The organism is Neobacillus ginsengisoli, from assembly GCF_030813055.1.
Map to the genome: position 1 here is coordinate 654,750 of NZ_JAUSTW010000003.1, position 15,271 is coordinate 670,020.

The 15,271-nt window shown below is 34.6% G+C and carries 12 protein-coding genes, 2 pseudogenes and 1 riboswitch; of the genes and pseudogenes, 3 read left to right on the forward strand and 11 right to left on the reverse strand.

The features are described 5' to 3' along the window. Positions 1-244: 244 nt before the first annotated feature. The 3 genes and pseudogenes from J2S10_RS12215 to J2S10_RS12225 form a co-directional block, all read right to left on the reverse strand. A pseudogene (locus J2S10_RS12215) lies at positions 245-421 on the reverse strand (DinB family protein); the annotation flags it as partial. A gap of 19 nt (positions 422-440) precedes the next feature. Beyond that, positions 441-655, reverse strand: a pseudogene (locus J2S10_RS12220) (TetR/AcrR family transcriptional regulator); the annotation flags it as partial. 70 nt (positions 656-725) lie between these two features. Continuing rightward, a complete protein-coding gene (locus tag J2S10_RS12225; RefSeq protein ID WP_307408047.1) occupies positions 726-1,775 on the reverse strand; it encodes an alpha/beta fold hydrolase in 1,050 nt (349 codons plus the stop codon). Positions 1,776-3,075: 1,300 nt separating this feature from the next. On the opposite strand from J2S10_RS12225, the gene J2S10_RS12230 reads away from it, so the two are divergent. Continuing rightward, positions 3,076-4,554, forward strand: a complete 1,479-nt coding sequence (locus J2S10_RS12230) for an Lsa family ABC-F type ribosomal protection protein (protein ID WP_307408142.1) — start codon at positions 3,076-3,078, stop codon at positions 4,552-4,554. Between the two features lie 763 nt (positions 4,555-5,317). Here J2S10_RS12230 and J2S10_RS12235 read toward each other — a convergent pair. Next, positions 5,318-5,785 carry a hypothetical protein gene (locus J2S10_RS12235; protein ID WP_307408049.1) on the reverse strand — a complete coding sequence of 156 codons (468 nt, stop codon included), beginning with the start codon at positions 5,783-5,785 and terminating at the stop codon, positions 5,318-5,320. Between the two features lie 269 nt (positions 5,786-6,054). Here J2S10_RS12235 and J2S10_RS12240 point away from each other — a divergent pair, with 269 nt between their 5' ends. Beyond that, entirely contained in the window at positions 6,055-6,564 is a 510-nt protein-coding gene (locus tag J2S10_RS12240) for a GNAT family N-acetyltransferase (RefSeq protein ID WP_307408051.1), read from the forward strand. A gap of 197 nt (positions 6,565-6,761) precedes the next feature. On the opposite strand, the gene J2S10_RS12245 is transcribed toward J2S10_RS12240, so the two are convergent. From J2S10_RS12245 to J2S10_RS12255, 3 genes are all read right to left on the reverse strand, one after another. Further along, positions 6,762-7,583, reverse strand: coding sequence for an undecaprenyl-diphosphate phosphatase (locus J2S10_RS12245; RefSeq protein WP_307408053.1), 822 nt, complete (start codon positions 7,581-7,583; stop codon positions 6,762-6,764). Between the two features lie 238 nt (positions 7,584-7,821). Beyond that, complete coding sequence (locus tag J2S10_RS12250) at positions 7,822-8,268, reverse strand: hypothetical protein (RefSeq protein ID WP_307408055.1); 447 nt, start codon at positions 8,266-8,268, stop codon at positions 7,822-7,824. Positions 8,269-8,661: 393 nt separating this feature from the next. Further along, on the reverse strand, positions 8,662-9,120 hold the full coding sequence (locus J2S10_RS12255) for a hypothetical protein (RefSeq protein WP_307408057.1): 459 nt from the start codon (positions 9,118-9,120) through the stop codon (positions 8,662-8,664). A gap of 377 nt (positions 9,121-9,497) precedes the next feature. On the opposite strand from J2S10_RS12255, the gene J2S10_RS12260 reads away from it, so the two are divergent. Continuing rightward, a complete protein-coding gene (locus J2S10_RS12260; RefSeq protein ID WP_307408059.1) occupies positions 9,498-9,848 on the forward strand; it encodes a DUF4386 domain-containing protein in 351 nt (116 codons plus the stop codon). Positions 9,849-10,240: 392 nt separating this feature from the next. On the opposite strand, the gene J2S10_RS12265 is transcribed toward J2S10_RS12260, so the two are convergent. The 4 genes from J2S10_RS12265 to J2S10_RS12280 form a co-directional block, all read right to left on the reverse strand. Next, positions 10,241-10,663, reverse strand: a complete 423-nt coding sequence (locus tag J2S10_RS12265) for a CBS domain-containing protein (protein WP_307405913.1) — start codon at positions 10,661-10,663, stop codon at positions 10,241-10,243. A gap of 371 nt (positions 10,664-11,034) precedes the next feature. After that, positions 11,035-12,945 carry an APC family permease gene (locus tag J2S10_RS12270; RefSeq protein ID WP_307408061.1) on the reverse strand — a complete coding sequence of 637 codons (1,911 nt, stop codon included), beginning with the start codon at positions 12,943-12,945 and terminating at the stop codon, positions 11,035-11,037. Positions 12,946-13,044: 99 nt separating this feature from the next. Continuing rightward, a complete protein-coding gene (locus J2S10_RS12275; protein ID WP_307408063.1) occupies positions 13,045-13,623 on the reverse strand; it encodes a hypothetical protein in 579 nt (192 codons plus the stop codon). 255 nt (positions 13,624-13,878) lie between these two features. After that, positions 13,879-14,013: riboswitch (cyclic di-AMP (ydaO/yuaA leader) on the reverse strand. 537 nt (positions 14,014-14,550) lie between these two features. After that, complete coding sequence (locus J2S10_RS12280; RefSeq protein ID WP_307408066.1) at positions 14,551-15,207, reverse strand: Crp/Fnr family transcriptional regulator; 657 nt, start codon at positions 15,205-15,207, stop codon at positions 14,551-14,553. Positions 15,208-15,271 lie beyond the last annotated feature (64 nt).

Sequence of the window (15,271 nt, forward strand, 5' to 3'; positions counted from 1 at the left end):
TATCCCATTCTACTACCAAGTGTTATTCAATTATCTGGCCCTTTTCTTGAATAAACAAAAAGCTGATATTAACTGGTATTGTTCAATTAAAAATCCTCAACTGTTAGTGATCAAGGATTGTAATCATTCTTGCCCCTTGTGGTAGAGTACCGGCGGTCATGCCGGTGGAAAGAGCTGTGTAAACAGCTCTTTCTTTCAGCTAACGTCACCTTTTTGAAGAAAAAATGGATTACTCTTCTCTTACCTATTTCTGATGAATCACATTATCAGAATACCAATAAAAAGCATAATCAGTCATAACTGAAGAATCACCCAATTGATGCAACATAGCTGAAATATTCCCTCTATGATAGGTCCCATGATTCACAACATGTAAGATCATTTCAGATAGACTTGTTTCTCTTAAACTTGCCCATGGATTGAACATGCTCGAGTTCTCATCTCGCTTCTTCCATCAATTCTTGGATGAGTGTGATGAACAGTTCTTTTTTAGAATTGAAATAGCGGTAAATTAGTCCTTCGCTAATACTGGCTTCCTTAGCAATCAAGCTCGTTTGTACCCTCGGCGGGCAAACACTTTAAGCGCTGCTTGCTTTATCTCCTCCCTGCGTTCGTCACGGATTTGATCAAGCTGCTGTTTGTTTAATGGAGACAATCGTTCCAACCTCCGGATCTTTGAAAAATGTTATATTCATTGTGCGATCAAACTGATGAAGTTATTGCTTCTACAATGAGGAGATAGACACGGGTGCCAATGGACGTACTCTCTTTATCAACTCCTCAAGGAACTGATCGGCACGGGCAAAACACGCAAGATGTCCAGCGTTCTTGATTAGAACAAATTCCTTGTGGGGAGCTTCAATCTCATCGTAATATGCTTTAGCCAGTTCAGTCGGCGTTAAAATGTCTGTATCTCCTTGAAAGATAAAGATTGGAACCTCAAACCGCATCCCGAGTTTTTTTATGTCAAAGGTCATTAATTCATCAAACAGCTGGTCAAGGGAAAAACTCATACCTTTAAAGATATCCATCATATCATTAATTTTGTGTTCCGGAGAAGAGAGCATAGAGGGCAAAAACAGGTCTGTAATCATATTGGGAACATCCTTAATAGCTTTAACGATCAATCGATTTCTCATGTCAAAGTCTTTACGACTCCAATGGGATTGATCCGATCCCATTTTCTCAACCAACTGCACACCCTTTGTATTACCTGCTGTACGAAGAGCGTTGACTGTTAATTTGTATAAAAGATTTTGCTTTTGTGGATCTGAGGCATTCTGATCTGTGCCGACATAAGCATAAAAAAGGTCTGGCCGAAGCTTTGCCATCATGATACCAATCAGGCTGCCAACAGAGCTTCCAATGAGAATTACTTTTTGATGGCCGAGTTTATCGCGCAAGTATTCTGCTACCTCTATCCCATCCTGCGCGAGGCTGTCGAAAGTGATGGTTCCGCTGCCGTCTTTACCGTTCTTACCGAAAGTCTTTCCTGCTCCACGCTGATCCCACTGAACGACAATGAAGTGCTTCTCCCATGAACGCAACAACGGACTGAAGATGGAATAGGTCGAAGCCGGACCGCCATGAATCAATAACAAAACGGGGTTGTTCCGATTCTCGCCGCGAATCGTGATCCACTGATCGATGCCGCTAATTTTAACGTAACATCCTTCAACGATGCTGTTCGCTGTACTGATCTGAAGTTCCTTGGCCTTCTTATCCTGATTACGCTTTCGCAGAACGATTTCCCGCAGGATATTGGTTTTACTCATTTGAACATGCCCTCTTTCCTTTTTAATGAGGTATTTTCTGGCAGCTGTCAATAATAAATTTTCATCATAATACCAGAGAAGATTTCTTTATAGATTCTTCACAACAGAAAATGTAATAAAATATCGTTCTTGAATGGTGGTTCAATAATCCTTACTCTATTAAATGGCCCTTAAAATGAAATTAGACGCATTTCTTATTAAAGAAATGCGCCCGATTGTGGAAGATCATTGCCTAAATATTATTCAATGTACATCCTAGCTTTCATATCTTTTATGCCATAAGGTGGAAAATAAGAAATTGAAACCCATAAGCTCCTAAAGAGCTAATGCTACCCACTAAAACAACAATCAACAATAAGACTTTTGTTCAGATTGTTGTTTCGCATGGAGCAAATTAAGAAAGGCAAACATTAAACTAATTAAGAAGAAGACAATCCATAGCTTATTTAATGTAAAGGAGTCAAAGTTGATAAGATAAACTGCTATGTAAAAAATATTAATTAAAAACATTATGATTAATATAGATTTCCTCAAAAACACATCACCCCTATATCCCCAATTAACCCAAATTATACCATAGTATGTGTTTCTGATTGAACAATTTGATAACTCTATTTTAAGCACTTAACAACAAGAAAGAGCACAATTCTTGTTCTGGAATTGCGCCCTTTAATGGGATTACTAAATTCTGACCTCTCTCATAAAATCACCTTTCCACTGGTCATAAAAATCTACTCTTACAGTAATCTTAAACATGACTCTCTCCACTTCTTTCTAAAAATAAACATAAAAGGAGCAACAAGCAGTAATTTGAGGTGAAAGATGATGCTGATATTGTATTCCATAAAAAAAATTGTTAATATAAAAATACAATTATGAGAGGACTGATGGATGGATAATGATTAACTAATCTATATATTTATTTGAAATGAATAACTTCAAACTACAAAATATAGGGTTAGTCTATCCATTTTTATAAATCAGTTTACACTTTATTTGTCATGATTCCAATGGCAAAAAAGAACTTATTTAGAATAAGTGAAAGACTAATCCTTCCAATTACAAATTGGGAGGATTTTTTATTCTCTCATAGATAAGATTGATGTTTTTTTATCTGTAACTTTAATAAAATAAATAAAGGAGAGAGAGAAATGAGCAATTCAGACACTATTGTTACGCATGTAATACTCCGTATAAGTCGTTAATATCCATCAAACTTATACGGAGAAATTTAGAATAGATGGATGTGCCGACTTTGTATAAAAAGTAAAAAGTGTTGATATACAAAGGAGGAATTATAATGTCAATGATACAAGTTCAAGACTTAACTTTTTCTTATCCAGGTAGTTTTGACAATATTTTTGAAGGTGTAAACTTTCAAATAGATAGCGATTGGAAACTTGGATTTATCGGTAGAAATGGACGAGGTAAAACAACATTCTTTAATTTATTATTAGGGAATTATGAGTATAGTGGGAAAATCGTTTCTTCGGTAGAATTTAATTATTTTCCTTATCCAGTTTCGGATAAAAACAAGTATACTCATGAAATCTTTGAAGAAATTTGCCCGCAAGCAGAAGATTGGGAATTTCTTCGTGAAATATCCTATCTAAATGTTGATGCCGAGGTCATGTACCGACCATTTAAAACATTATCAAATGGGGAGCAAACAAAGGTGTTGCTTGCTGCACTTTTTTTGAATGAGGGTCAATTTCTATTAATTGATGAGCCAACCAATCATCTAGACACTGATGCACGAAAGATGGTCTCTGATTATCTAAGGAAGAAAAAAGGATTTATTTTAATTTCACATGACAGAATTTTTTTAGATGGATGCGTTGACCATATCTTATCTATAAATAGAGCAAATATTGAAGTTCAAAGTGGTAACTATTCTTCTTGGAAGTTAAATTTTGATAGACAGCAGGAACACGAAGAGGCAACAAATCAGCGTCTACAAAAAGACATAGGGAGATTAAAACAGTCTTCAAAGCGTTCAGCAGATTGGTCTAATCAAGTGGAAGCTTCCAAAAATGGGACAACGAATTCGGGTTCTAAGTTGGACAAGGGTTTTGTAGGACATAAAGCGGCAAAGATGATGAAGAGAGCAAAGAACCTTGAATCAAGGCAACAAAAAGCTATTGAGGAAAAGTCAAAACTGCTAAAAAATGTGGAAAAAACCGAGTCATTAAAATTAGAACCATTAGAATTTCAGTCAAATGAATTGATTGTTTTGGCTGATGTGTCTGTTAAGTACGATGACCATGTAGTGAATAAGCCAATTAGCTTTAAAGTTGAACAAGGTGACCGAATTGTACTTGATGGAAAGAATGGAAGCGGAAAAAGTAGTATCCTAAAACTAATTCTAGGAAATCCCATACAGCATACAGGTACAATGAATTTAGGTTCAGGCCTCATTATTTCCTATGTCCAACAAGATACTTCTCATTTGAAGGGACTGTTATCGGACTTTATTGAAATGCATGAGATTGATGAAACGTTATTTAAATCCATCCTACGTAAGATGGATTTTGACCGAATTCAATTTGAGAAAGATATATCTCATTATTCTGGTGGACAAAAGAAAAAGCTGCTTATAGCCAAAAGTTTATGTAAAAAAGCTCATTTATATATTTGGGATGAACCGTTAAATTTTATTGATATTTATTCGCGCATGCAGATTGAAGAGCTTATTCAAAGATTTAATCCCACAATGGTTATTGTTGAGCATGATCAGGCATTTCAACAAACAGTTGCAACAAAAACTATATCTATGTAGTTAAATATGAAAAATGAAGATATAATCAGTAAATCAGGTAATTAAACTATATGGTGCTTTAGTTGAAGAACGTAGCTAAAATGATCAAACTTTTTTATGAAAACTAAACATAAATCTGTTAGAGAAGAATCTATTTTGATCAATCTTTTTTCAAAATGGATTCTTTTTTTTATCGTAAAATACTGGTTTATGAGGTGTTTTTGAACAAACTTTATTTTAAAGCAACAGCCACAATGTCTAATTCCTGCCCGAGATTAGAAAAAGAAGCTCTTTCTTAAGGTTTATTGACCGCACCAACAGAAATCACTTCATCATAAACTGCAGGAAAGCCAACATTGGCATTCTCATTGCCGGAAACAGCTACAACGAGAATTTCTATTATTAAAAATGAATTTAAATACTCTTTTTCTTGACAAGAAAAGGTTTCTCCTTATTGAAGTAACCTCGCCGTTAGATTAAGTAAAAATATTCATAAAGTATCATATTACATAAACCACCAAGTGTTATTCAAGAATTTGGCCCGATGGTTGACAAGAAAAATCCTGCTTTTCAAGCAGGATTTTGATCAATCTTTTTTACATCTTTTTTATAAACGGTACGACTTTCTAATAAACAGTAAAACTTTGTTTCAAACCAACAATTCCGTGCTTGACTTTTTATTTTTGTACATTTATAAACAGTTTCCAACTATTTTACGGTTTCTAACTTTATTTAACTTTTCCAACTTTATTTTATCTATTCAATAAAAGGAATCGAATGAATTTTACTTAACTTTTTCCTTATCATAGATATCTTCCTGCCATAACTGATAAAAATATAGAATGACGGCTAATATTGTCATTGTCAAAAGGTTGTTGAGTGGAGAGAAACTACCAGATTCTCTTATCTCTAGCTTGTTTAACATTTTAGTAAGACCCATCCCGTAAAAGAGATCGATTATTAAATTAACAATAATATATATCCAAAATTTACGAAATGTAAAATAAAATATCCATATTGTACCGACCAAGAATATGCCATATACAGTAAATAACGGTGCTATTTTGTCCCAGCTTAAAAGAGTCTCTTTAAATTTCCACCAGTTATATGACCAAGCCATTTGTGCTAATATTGTGTTGAGCACTGTAGCAAATAGAGCAACAGGCATATATCTTCGAATTGCTGAACGGTCTAAAAAGATCAAAGAAATCCAAGGAATAATAAATATAGACCAACTAACCACTTTAACCATTTTATAAGTCCTTTCATTATTAACTTTATATATAACTTGTCCTGTATTGGTAAATAAAATGTATTTTCTTCAACTCCTGCCCTGTTAGTTGAAAACGAAATATGCTTAAAAGCTGCCTCATTTCTTCATAATCCAGTAGAATTAGTCTCATTAAAAAAGGTAAAATAGAAAGTACCAGCACGACTTTTTAGAAGGTAGTTATTATTTATTAAAGCTAACAATTTCAAACAATCATATTGGAATAAATCCGTTAATGAGGTGTATTTTAATTGAAAGTCATTGAAACTGATAGGTTGATACTTCGTTGGTTATCAACTGATGATGCAGCGTTTATTCTCGAACTTTTGAATGATCCTTCTTGGTTACGTTTCATAGGGGATAAAGGTGTGAGAACTCTAGAAAATGCTAGAAACTATATTTTAACAGGACCAATGGACATGTACTCCAAACTGGGCTTTGGTCTTTATTTGGCAGAACTAAAGGATGGAAGGATTCCAATTGGAATTTGCGGATTGATAAAAAGAGACTCTTTAGAAGATGTCGATATTGGATTTGCTTTTTTATCGAGATTCCAGTCTAAAGGTTATGCCTATGAGGCAGCCTCTGCTACGATGGCGTATGGAATCGAGCAACTGGGTCTCAATCGGATTCTAGGAATAACCTCTAAGGACAATTATGATTCATCCAGGCTTCTTGAAAAAATCGGAATGACATTTGAACGTATCGTTATACTTCCTCATGAAACGGAAGAGCTTAAATTGTTTTCATCTACATTTTAGGCTCTGTTAAACAACCGTATTGTTTTAAGTTAAAATAATAGCTTGGCGATTTGAACAGCACCCGTTGAATACGTCCTTTATGTCGTAATAGGCTCCAACTAAGTAACAAATTCAAAAAAAAGAGGGCTGAAATTCAGTCCTCTTTTGAAACAGTATATGAACTTTTTTAAGAAAATTAAACCCACGGAGATCTTTTCTTATATAAATCGGCTTATTAAGATCAATGCCCCCACTACCCAACAATAAATGGCAAATGGCATCATCGCATTAATTTCTTTTGTCTTAAACCATTTCATCAGAATCCAAACACTTATATAGGCGAACACCCCAGCAAGTACACCACCAAAGAGGGACATTGGAAGCAATCCATGTGTTCCGCTCTTTGCCAACTTCGGAACTTCCAAGATACTTGCACCTAAAATGATTGGAGTAGCTAATAACATTGACATTTTTGCTGATGCCTCATGCTTTAGTCCCATCCAAAATCCGGCTGTCATGCTGGAGCCTGAGCGAGAGAATCCAGGTATTAATGCTAATGATTGAAATAAACCAATTACAACCGCTTGTCCATAGCTAAGGTCCTTGATTTCTTTTGTTCCACGAGATTGCATTTTTTCTCCAAAGTAGAGAAAAAATCCGTTTACGATTAAAAAGATCGATGCGCTTGTTACGCTACTGAATATCATTGTTAATTTTTTTTCAAAAATAACACCGATAAGAGCTGCTGGCAATGTTGCTACAATTAACAGAAGTAAAACCTTCCTATTCATTTTAGCATCACCACTAAAAATAGAGCGAATTAGATCAATCCAATCTCTCCAAAAGAACACCAACAGTGCTACGGCAGTTCCTAAATGAAGCATAACTACATATGGCAGAAAATGCTCTTTTAAAAACACCGGACTCAAGTTCCAATGAAATACATACGGTGTTAGTACGCCATGTGCAACACTGCTAATAGGGAAAAGCTCTGTTATACCTTGAATAATAGCAAACACAATTGTTTTAATAATATCCACAGTTGATACCAGCCTTCTTTGTAATTTTGTAACTACTTCATTATAGCAATTTGTGATAAATAATAAAGAATACGAGGGATATTATTAACACTAACTTTACAATTGATATGGAGTATGACAATGGAATAAAACAATATTCGCCTACTGCGCAATAAACATTACTTGTTCAACTCCCGTTGGCTGAATAAGAAAAAAAGCTACTTATTTCGGCAGCATGTTCTTTTAGCAGAACATCTATTTACTTAATGTTATAGGATTGTTCCAAATGAAGTAAAGATTGTTCGACTTTATAAAGACCCTTATAGTCTTGATTAGCTATTGCAGTTTTAGTATCAATTAAATCTTTTTGTAAAGAGTCTATTATTTCTTTTGAAGCATTTAACTTTTTAGCAAGATTGACTGCACCATCTTCATACAATACAACTGTATCAAGATTCCCTTTATTTTTAGTAAAATCTATTGTTTTTACTTTCCCTTTTTTCAAAACTCCATTTAAGAAGATATGAGTATTATGAATTGCTTGACCCAAAGTGCCATTTCCAGTAATTGGTTCCCCCTTAATGTTTTGCACAACAGGAGAAACTGATTTGTTAACAGATTCTTTGGACACCTGATCGTGAACTTTAATCCAAGTTAATCCTCCAACGATTGCTAAGATTAAGATTCCAATAGAAATTTTTTCCATACTTACCTCCTATTTTAAATCTCTTTAGACTATTATCCACTTACATAGAACAAATTTAGTAAATATAGAATTCCTTGATGCTTGCCACACGATTAACAAAAATAGTATGCCATTTATGATATAATTATTTTATCATAATTTTCCATTTATTTAATGATTTATAATCGCTAATTTATTAAAGAATGTAAGTCAGCTGAAAGGATAACCATTGAAGATGTAGTAAAAGATATTATCGAAAAAGAGAAAAATTAAACATTAAATGAAAGGCATTCTTTCCAGGAATGTCTTTTTTTGTGCTATCAGACCTTTTAATAAACTAACTCTTCTTAAGCACCTGCCCGTTGCTTGAAGAATAAAAAAGCATTACCGTTGTTCCAGTAATGCACCCTTAACTTAACTTTTTTCAATCTTACAAATCCACTTATAATAATTCAGTAAAATAACTAACAAAACAGGGTCAGCAATAATAGAATACTCCAATTTCCACCACCCATAATGGAAGTACCCCCAAGGTTTTGGAAGTAATGCTATTACTTCATAGATCAGCATAAATCCTATCCAATAAATATAATAAAGAATTCTTTGTAATAATGGAGAGTTAAAAGGATACCAGTTCAAAAACATCATATTTACAGGTGGTAAAAGCATTGTAAGGGTAGGTAAAGCTTCCCAATCAACAGCTTGTGTAAAGTACCAATAACCGTGGTATTTTTGGTCAATAAATAAATCAGCAAAAATCTGTAAAGAAACGGTGAACGACCAAATATGAATAATCTGATTTTTAGTAAGTCGCTTGTTAGTTATAAAAGCTATTAAATTAAAAAGAATAACAGCAATAATAAGTCCAATCATAAAAAATGTCCTTTTTTAACTTATTTTCTCTTATCATTGTTCAATTATTCTGCTTACGATAGCACAATAAATAAAGTAGGGAAACCTCTTTCGAGGATTCCCCCTTTAAGGACAATCCTTCACAAATTTTTTTCTATTTATTAATTAATTCAGTACCATAATCCTCCTGCTTGATTGCAAGATCACACTTCTTAATAAACGCTTTTAATTCGTGTTCCATAATAGCCTCCATAGTAAATTTTCACTTTATTAATACGTGTTAAAAAACTCCGTTAAGACAAAAAGTTCAATAAAATAAGTCTGTTGACTTAACTAAAGTCAATGAAAGGTCTTAATCCAGCTATTACAATGAAATAAAAAACAAAGGAGATTATTTTATGACTAATGTTGGATATAACCGAACATCCGAGCGAAAATATGCATTATCTGCTGGCACAGCACTTATGGTCATGACCCTTGCTGCATTGTTTTCCTATGGACTTGTTCTTGGAAGGCTTGTAGTTGAAGGAGATGCCAGCGCCACATTTCATAACATCAAGTCATCAATTGCACTTTTTAATGCCGGGATTATGGGTTGGCTTATCATCCTAATATGTGACATTGTGGTCGCATGGAGTTTCTATATATTCCTGAAGCCACTAAATAAACTAAATGATGCTCTTACCACTAATCATGTTTTATTGCCAAGATACGTTTTCTCAAAATTCCATAAAATATTCTGTAGTTAAATTCCGAACCATTTTCCTCTACCATCATTTCTAGGGCGGTTAGTAATAGAATTAAAATTTCTATATTTGTATGTTCTTATTTCAAATTCTTTTTCATAAATTAATGTAGAGTACTCCTTTTAATCCAAAAAAAACCTCCCGCTTTTAACTTGTTGTTGGACATTTTCATTCAATTTGAAGCGTCAATCTGACGCTTTTTTTTGTTTCTTTATAACCCCCTATTTTTCCATTTCAATAACTCTTTGAAGAAATAAATAAGAGGCACGAGAAGGGATTGAGTCTGCAAAGGCAAAACTTATTAAGTTGTCGATCAATGTTTTAGTCTTTGCTGCTAACTTTCGACAATATTTTCGAACAAAAAAAGCACCTACGATTAAGTAGATGCTAAGTTATTAGTGAAGTTGTTCAGAAATATGACTTAATGCTTCTCCTGCTTCGTTAACATGAATGTTTACTGTTGCAAGATCACCAATAGCACAAATTCCTAGCATTTCCCCATTTTCAACAACAGGAATACGTCGAATTTGATGTTCGGACATTATACGAGCACATTCATGTACATCTGTATCAGGCGCGCATGTGATGACATCCCTTGTCATACTATCATGGCAATGAACGGACTTACAATCCTTTTCTTCAGCTACACAATTTATTACAATATCACGATCCGTAATCATACCAACAACTTTTTTACCTTCACACACAGGAACAGACCCGCAGTTAATATCACGCATAATTTTAGCCGCTGCTGTCACAGGTTCATGTGGTGAACACACCTTAACATCTTTTGTCATAATATCGCGTAAAGTAGTCATTTTTTCTTCCTCCTCTTGATTAATTAGCCTTAGTATTTTGCCTTTTTTTTTCGTTATTATTAAAATTCTTTATATACTTGAATAAGAAAAAGTAATCCTCAAATTCGAGGAAATTGATTCAAAAAAAATGGCTAGGAGTTTTCCTCCAAGCCATTTTTGAATTTATATCTATTTTTCATTAAAGCAATCGTTAATTGAAGAAGAAAAAAGGCTTTACACCTCTTTGAATCGAAACACCTTAAAAGCACCAGTTTAATTTTTTTTGCTGCTTAAATTCTTGCACACGTTAACGAAATAACCCGTTTAGCCCTATAAACAACTCATTTTCCATTTAAAAGGCATGGGAAATATTTTTCCATGCCTTTAAACTGCTAATTCTTTAAATGATAAGGTACTGTTGTAATAACAACATCTCGATGCCTCAGTAACCATAGTCGAAGTAATAGAGCGGTTTGATTATGCAATATGTTATGCCACCACTTATGAGGAATAAATTGAGGGATGACAATATGAATTTGTGATTTAAACTGTTCCTTTTCTTCGATCAAATGTATTAATCTTGATAAAGGTTCTAAAACGGAACGATATTTACTCTTCAAGGTAACCAATCTGCAAGGGTTTCCCCATTCTTCCCATTTAGCTTCCATCTTTTTCATTGAGTCATCATCAAAGCCTACGTATAGGGCTAATAAATTTTCCTGACAAATACTGGTTGCAAATGATAATGTGTTTTGGACCACACGATGTACGCCTGAAACAAGAACAATCGTGATAACCCTGTTCGCTTCAGGGCGCATGGTTTTCAGATCAATCTTTAACTCTTTTGCTACGTCACGATAATGATGCTGGATTGCCAATGAAAATAAAATAAGTACTGGTATTACGATTAAAACAATCCACGCACCACTTGTAAATTTCGTAACTGCAAAAATTAGAGCAACAATAGTGGTTATGATTGCGCCAATCGTATTAATCGTTAATTTTGTTTTCCAATGTGGTCCTTTTACACGCTTCCATCGTCTCATTAAACCAAATTGGGCAACTGTAAAGGACATGAAAACACCGATTGCATATAAGGGAATTAAAGCATTTGTATGAGCTTGGAATGCGATAATCAATAAACTGGCTGTAGCTGCAAGCACGATAATTCCATTAGAGTATCCTAAACGATCTCCTCTGTTTGTTAGTCCACGCGGCAAGAATCCATCAGCGGCTACGATGGCAGCTAATTGTGAAAAACCTGTAAACGTTGAATTGGCTGCAAGGATTAGCACGATAAAAGTAAACCAGATGATCAACTGATACATGATCCCATGTCCAAAATAATACTCTGTTAATTGAGATAGCATGGTATTATTAGGATTTGGACTAATGCCTCTAACATATAAATGATAAGCAAATCCTAAAAGGGTTATCGATGTGATAGTCCCTAATGCAATGTATGTTTTAATAGCATTTTTTTGTTGGGGCTTTCTAAAAATAGGAACTGCATTTGAGATTGTTTCGATTCCCGTTAAAGCAGAGCAAGCAGAACTGAATGCTTTTAATATAAGTAAAATGGTTAACCCTTTAGGAACCGACCCAAATGGAGGCGTGCTTGGTTGAACAAAACCATGTTTGACCTCGTTAAAAAGCCCTGTAAAAACTAGTATCATCATACACGCCGCAAATCCGATTGTAGGCCACGCAAAAATTTTCGCTGATTCGGCAATTCCCCTAAGATTCACCATTAATAAGATAAAGACACAAAGAATAGCCAGAACCGTTTCATATGGAGCGACAATTGGGTAAGCCGAAACAATAGCCTCTAATGCTGCAGATACAGAAACGGCTACTGTTAAGATATAATCTACAAGTAATGAACCCGAAGCAATTAAAGATACCCAACGTTGTTTAAAGTTATCCTTTGCAATGGCATATGCCCCGCCCCCATTTGGATAGGCCAAGATGCCCATGATATACGAAATGATGAGGATGAACAATAAAACAACAGTAGAAATCGTAATAGGGATGATATACCACTTTGCTTCATTCCCTAACTTAACGAGTTCTGTTATTCCCGACTCAGGCCCATATGCAACTGATGAATATAGATCAGCAGAAAGGATAGGCAGAGCAATATACCAAATTAATTTATTGTGCTGAGCATGCAATTCTGCCGTTCTCATTGGCCTTCCAATTAATGCACGTTTAACACTGCTAAAATTCGAAATCGAAAACCAAATTCCAACTAAGGCCAATATAGCAAAAAATAGTTCTATAAAATGAGATGGATGAGTCACTTTACAAATTCCTTCCTATAATAAAAATGAAAATCGACTTTAACTAGTATTTGAAAAAACCTGAATAAATATCACAAGCAAACAAATTTGTAAGCATTTTTAAATAATAAATTGTTTACAGAATTGGCTACCTATTATTCCAGGAATTAAATTTATGTTATGTTCTAAATTAACTAGGCTTAAAAACTCCTTAATATCCTCTTCAGTTTCGCAAACTTTTATATGCTCAATCCAAATGGAATACCGCTTTTTTTGTATACAAGTTACAGCCATAGGGAAATCATTGCATGATTTTAAAACATACCATCCTTCGGTTAGTTCCTTCCAAGGCTTTTTCATAATTAAAAGAAAATGCAGTCTCCTCCTTATAGACCAATTTTTTTTATTTTGTTCCGTCCTTATAATTTGATAAATTTGGTCTATCTCATTTTTTTGAGATATCATTGGGGCAGAAAATCCTGCCTTTTGTATAGCACAATGAATTTCGTTCTCATGATCTGCAAACCAATAGCCCAAAATATATCTTCTGCCGTCTACTAATTTCCAAACTGCACCAAAGATTCTGTATTTCATAGTATGAATATCAAGGTATCCACTATTAAGCCCGAAATAAGTAGGTAAAGTGTTGTCTAAATAAACATATGTATGGCTTTTACCTAGGTTAGAGGGTTTACTCATCTTTACTTGTCCTCCAAAAAAACGTTTTGAACGATGGGTTATAATAAATAATTATTTTTTCCATTACGTATTTAATTAATCCGAGTAAACCCAAAAGTTAATTTTTATGTTGTTAGGCTATGATCAACACCCCCATATGCGTCTCGCCTTACAAATTCCCTTTGTAAAATGGGCATAATAAAAAGACCTACTTTTTTTATCAAGCCGCATTTTTGTGAAAAAACAAAAAAAGCCCCCTGATTTAGGCGGTCTCTAGACCTCCTTCGCTTTAGCCGACGAAGTTAGCTGACGGGTAGGATGGCGAAAGAGACTTCATCCCTTCTACTGCTGTAGAATTAACCCCAAAAAGTGGGTCCTCCGTTCCCTTACAGGATTAGGCATTATGAAATTGTTTCCTATGTTCAAGATATTACATTGAAGCAAATAAACTGTAAAGGGCAATTTCGAAAAATATTAGCTGTGTTCAGCAAATCATTTTTTATTTTCAACAAAAATAAAAAGACAACATTGAAGTAGTCATTCATTGTCCTTATTGATGGAACTAAAGATTTACGCTTCTACCTTCATTTTATGTGTCCCAAGTACAACAATTTTTAAGCAGTTTTCTATTTTAAATAGTAACAATCTCTAAGAAAAGAGCCTTCAAAAAAAATGTAAACCGATATGAAAAAGGATCCTAACATTGAGTTTGGATCCTTTTCTTTTGGGACATCCGCTTCCAGCCGCCTCACGCTTTATCGAAACCTACAATCTAATTCTCATCATTTCAAAAACAGTCAGTCGGTGATTAGGCACTGGTATCCCTATGAAATAATAGACTTTACCATTCGCATTGTAGGAGGTTTATCCTTACTAATTGTATTTTAAAAATTTAATTAATTCAAAAAACTTTGTAAAGTGTTTTACAGAATTGAACCGGTTTCTCCGTTAAACTAAGTGTGGGGGTTGAAGACCGGGCATCGAATGAATGAGGTACTGTTTATTCATTTTACTGATTACACCTTTTTCCTGTAGCGAAAGCATTACGTTTGAAACACTTACTCTAGAGGCTCCCACCACTTGAGAAAGCTCTTGATGGGTAAACGGGATGGTGATTAACACTGTTTCTCCAGAACGTTGTCCGTAGGTTTCTGCAAGTTGGACCAAGACAAAGATGACGCGCTCTTCGATGCTGGAAAAACTCATTAATTGGGTCTGTATTAACAGTGCGTTTTGTTTTTGGCTGATTGATTGTAGGACGATTTCAAAAAGGCCGGGTGTTGTGCGGACAATATCTTGAAACAAGGTTTTGGGGATCCGAATAATTTCTAAATCTGTAGAAGCTGCGGCGCAATAAGCGTAGGAACCCATTGACCAAACATTGTCTTCGCCAATGATCGAATTGGACCCTACAACAAATAAATGCCTCTCTTCACCGGAAGGCGATAATAAGTAGGCTCTTACCCGCCCTGAAAGAATCAAATACACATCTGTTAATGGCTGGTGTTGCAGAAATAGACTGGTGCCTTTCGGGTAAAACTTTATCGTTCCATTTTGTTTAAATCGTGCAGGATCCCAGATTCCCTTTTCTACCCATAAATTCATCCTTACGCCCCCTTTTTAACACGATAGCAGAACAAAAACCTATATGATCAGAAAGGAAGTAATA

What these genes read in the sequence shown, in the direction of transcription:
- J2S10_RS12275 (WP_307408063.1), bottom strand. Translation starts at nt 13,623, where the DNA reads ATGAGTAAACCCTCTAACCTAGGTAAAAGCCATACATATGTTTATTTA.
- J2S10_RS12255 (WP_307408057.1), bottom strand. Translation starts at nt 9,120, where the DNA reads ATGATTGGACTTATTATTGCTGTTATTCTTTTTAATTTAATAGCTTTT.
- J2S10_RS12230 (WP_307408142.1), top strand. Translation starts at nt 3,076, where the DNA reads ATGTCAATGATACAAGTTCAAGACTTAACTTTTTCTTATCCAGGTAGT.
- J2S10_RS12260 (WP_307408059.1), top strand. Translation starts at nt 9,498, where the DNA reads ATGACTAATGTTGGATATAACCGAACATCCGAGCGAAAATATGCATTA.
- J2S10_RS12250 (WP_307408055.1), bottom strand. Translation starts at nt 8,268, where the DNA reads ATGGAAAAAATTTCTATTGGAATCTTAATCTTAGCAATCGTTGGAGGA.
- J2S10_RS12265 (WP_307405913.1), bottom strand. Translation starts at nt 10,663, where the DNA reads ATGACTACTTTACGCGATATTATGACAAAAGATGTTAAGGTGTGTTCA.
- J2S10_RS12280 (WP_307408066.1), bottom strand. Translation starts at nt 15,207, where the DNA reads ATGAATTTATGGGTAGAAAAGGGAATCTGGGATCCTGCACGATTTAAA.
- J2S10_RS12225 (WP_307408047.1), bottom strand. Translation starts at nt 1,775, where the DNA reads ATGAGTAAAACCAATATCCTGCGGGAAATCGTTCTGCGAAAGCGTAAT.
- J2S10_RS12235 (WP_307408049.1), bottom strand. Translation starts at nt 5,785, where the DNA reads ATGGTTAAAGTGGTTAGTTGGTCTATATTTATTATTCCTTGGATTTCT.